The 3,787-nt window shown below is 57.4% G+C and carries 2 protein-coding genes; both read right to left on the bottom strand.

Features of this window, described 5'->3' with window-relative positions:
* On the bottom strand, positions 1-2,509 hold a 2,509-nt coding region (locus tag RTY00_RS21565; RefSeq protein ID WP_312666127.1), incomplete at its 3' end, for a bifunctional diguanylate cyclase/phosphodiesterase.
* Positions 2,510-2,711: 202 nt separating this feature from the next.
* On the bottom strand, positions 2,712-3,787 hold a 1,076-nt coding region (locus RTY00_RS21560), incomplete at its 5' end, for an ABC transporter permease subunit (protein WP_312666125.1).

The following is a 3,787-nucleotide window of genomic DNA, read 5'->3' as shown; positions in this document are numbered from 1 at the left end:
GGATATTACCGAGCGTGTCGTCCAGCAGCACTGATTCGGTGATCTCCACTTCCAGCCGATGCGGCGCCAGCCCGGATTCCCGCAGCGCACCTTCCACCACCGACACCAGCGAGCTGTTCTTAAACTGCAGCGGCGACAGGTTCACCGACACCGATTGTTCGGTGTTCCAGCTCTGCGCTTCGCGGCAGGCTTCGTACAGCGCGTAGGCGCCGAGCATATGAATCAAGCCGGTCTCTTCAGCGATCGGGATAAAATCGTTTGGCATAATCAGCCCTTTAATCGGGTGATGCCACCGCATCAGCGCTTCATAGCCGATGATGCCCTTCTCGTCGGTGATCGGTTGATAATAGAGTTTGAGCTGACGACCGGAGATCGCCTCGCGTAGATCGCTCTCAATCACGCGACGACTGCGCGCCTGATCGTCCATTTCAATGGTGAAGTGTTCGAAGCGATTGCGGCCATTACGTTTAGCTTCATACAGCGCCATATCGGCGCAGCGCAGCATATGTTCCGGCGTGTTGGTGGCTTGCGAGGTGAGCGCGATGCCGACGCTCAAACCCACCGACAGGTTATGTCCTTCAACGTTGATTGGCGGACGGATTCCCTCGATCAGCCGCTGCGCCACCACTGCCGCTTCATCGGCAGAACGGACATTCGGCAGCACGATGGCAAACTCGTCGCCGCCAATACGCGCCAGCGTATCGTGATCACGCAGCGCGCTGCGCAGGCGTTTCGCCACCACGCGCAACAGGTCATCACCAATCTGGTGGCCGAGCGCATCGTTAACGTTTTTGAAGTTATCGAGATCGAGACACAGCGTGGCGCTGATTTGGTTGTTCTGATTATCAACACGCAAGGCTTCGCTGAGTTTCTGGCGGAACAACACGCGGTTCGGCAGGCTGGTGAGATTATCGTGATGCGCCATATGACGGATGCGCGCATCGGCTTCACGCTGGTCGGTCACGTCCTCGACAATCAGCATCACGTAGTTCTGACGCATATCTTTGCCGCTGATGGTAGTAGCGCGCGTATGCAGAATACGCTCGCCGCCAGCGGTCAGCAGCAGCTGTTCGCGCGAGTGAATGCCCTCGCTACGCAGCGCCACATCCGCCAGGCTATTGAAGTAATCGCCCAGCTCCGCCGACATACATTCGTGCGGGCGTTTATGCATGATCAGCGCTTTATTGACGCCAAACAGCTGCTCGGCTTTGTCGTTCACCATCAGGATTTCACGGCTGATGGCATCTTCAACAATCACGCACGATGGAATATTGCTGATGATGGTGTCGAGAAAGCCCGACAGCTCCGACATTTTGGCACTCTGCGATTGCACCAGATCCCGCGCGCGCAGCAGTTGCTGTTCGTTTTCACGACGTTCGGTGATATCGCGGGTAATTTTGGCGAAACCGATCAGTTTGCCAGTTTCATCATTGATTGCCTCAATGACGACATGCGCCCAAAACGCCGAGCCATCTTTGCGGTAGCGCCAGCCCTCATCTTCGAAACGGCCAGTTTTCAAGGCAATGCCAAGGTTGGCTTCGGGCGCGTTAGCATTACGTTCCGCTGAACTGTAAAACACCGAAAAGTGCTGGCCGACAATTTCGTCAGCCACATAACCTTTGGCGCGCTGCGCCCCGTTGTTCCAGTTCACCACGCGGCCCTGCACATCCAGCATATAGATGGCGTAATCGCGCACGCCTTCCACCAGCAAGCGGAAATTCTTCTCCTGCTCGTGCTGTTTACGCAGCAGCGCCTGCTGTTCGGTGCAGTCGCGGGTAATTTTGGCGTAACCGATCAACTTGCCCGCATCATCGCGGATCGCATCAATGATGACATGCGCCCAAAACGCGCTGCCATCTTTACGGTAACGGTAGCCTTCGTCTTCGAAACGACCGGTTTTGAAGGCGGTGGTGAGATTTTTTTCCGGGATATGGTTTAGTCGATCTTGCGCGCTGTAGAAGCGTGAAAAGTGCTGTCCAACGATCTCTTCGGCCACGTAGCCTTTCGCGCGCTGTGCGCCTACGTTCCAATTTTCAACGTTGCCGTCCAAATCGAGCATGTAGATAGCGTAATCGCTGACGCCTTCCACCAGCATGCGAAAACGCTGTTCCTGCTCGCGCTGTTTACGCTGCTGCTCTTGCTGCTCGGTGCAGTCGCGGGTGATTTTGGCAAAACCCAGCAGCTCACCAAATTCATCGCGGATGGCGTCGATCACCACATGCGCCCAAAACGCGCTACCATCTTTACGATAGCGCCAGCCTTCGGTTTCAAAGCGTCCGGTCGCCGTTGCTGTCGCCAGCCCGCGCTGTGGCGCGCCGTTTTTGCGATCCTCTTCGCTGTAAAACAGCGCAAAATTCTTCCCCACGATTTCATCGGGCGTGAAGCCTTTGGCACGCTGCGCGCCGGCGTTCCAGTTCGCCACGGTGCCATCGGGTTTGAGCATGTAAATGGCGTAATCCACCACGCTCTGTACCAAAAGTCGGTACATGACGTCAGAGTTATTATTCATTGTTATTCGCCTATTGCTGGCCTGGTATCGTCGAGACTATTAAGAAAATTCTTAATTATCGTGCAGACTTAAGCGCAAATACGCAGCGCTGACAAGCGCTATTCATCCGCAGACAAATGTTGGTAGGTAAGTTATCGGCAGTGGCGAGAAAATGTTCAGTAGGATACTTCACAAATCATCATACGTTGACGGCAGGCTGGCGTTACTCTTGCCACGGTAAAATGCCGTGCGGCAAGCGTCGCGTCAGGCGAGTCGCCAGAGCCATTAATAAGCACACCACCACAATCATCAGGCAGCCGACCGCCGCCGCCAGCGAGGCGGATCCGCCTTCATCAAGGAACACGATGGTCGGTCCGATGGTTTGCGTTTGCGAGGTGACCAGCAACACCGAAACCTGGATTTCATTCAGCGCGGTAAGAAACACCAGTACGCTGCCCGCCAGCGCGGACGGTGCCGCCAGCGGCAGCAAGATGTCGCGCATCCGGCGCAGAAAACCAGCGCCGCACAAGCGTGCGGCTTCATCCAGTGCCGGTTCCAGCTGGGCAAATCCGGCCAGCGTGGGGCGCAGTACCAGCGCGAGGAAGTTCGCCAGATAAGCGGCAAGGATGATCCACACCGTGCCATACAGCGAAACGTTGACGATCGGCAGCGGACGCAGGAAGAACAGCATCGCCGCCACGCCGGTAACAATGCCCGGCAGCGCGTAGGTCAGTTCACTCGCCAGCCACAAACCGCGCACCAGTTTGGTACGACGCCAGCTAAGGAAGTAGGCCAGAAACAGCGCGCAAACCGTCAAAATCAGCGCTGCCAGCGTGGTTAATCCGAGGCTGGTGAGAAACGCGTGCCGCACCGCCGGATAGCCCCACAAGGCAGCGCGAAAGTTCTCCAGCGTCAGCGTTTGCCAGCTTAGCGCCTGACCAAAACCGCTGGTGAGTGCGGTGATCAGCAGCGCGCTGAGCGGTAACAGCAAGGTCAGCGCCATCCACAGCCAGGCGACGCCTTCAATCGCCACACGCCCGCGTCCCAGCGATTGCTGCCACAGGCGCGGCGCGCCGTTGACGCGCACATCATGGCGTCCGCCCAACCAGGCGCTGGCCGCCATGCCCGCTAACGTGATCACCGCAATCAATAACGCATACACCGCCGTGTTCGGCAGCGCGCTCGGCCCAATACCATTCAGCTGCTGATACACCAGCGTGATCAGCGTGGGCACGCGCGCCGGGATCCCCAGCATCGCCTGAATACCGAAGTTGCCCGCCGCCGCGACAAAGGTCAGCG

Source organism: Pantoea sp. CTOTU49201 (assembly GCF_032054795.1).
Lineage (GTDB): Bacteria > Pseudomonadota > Gammaproteobacteria > Enterobacterales > Enterobacteriaceae > Pantoea > Pantoea symbiotica.
This window is presented reverse-complemented; position numbering and strand designations above follow the sequence as displayed.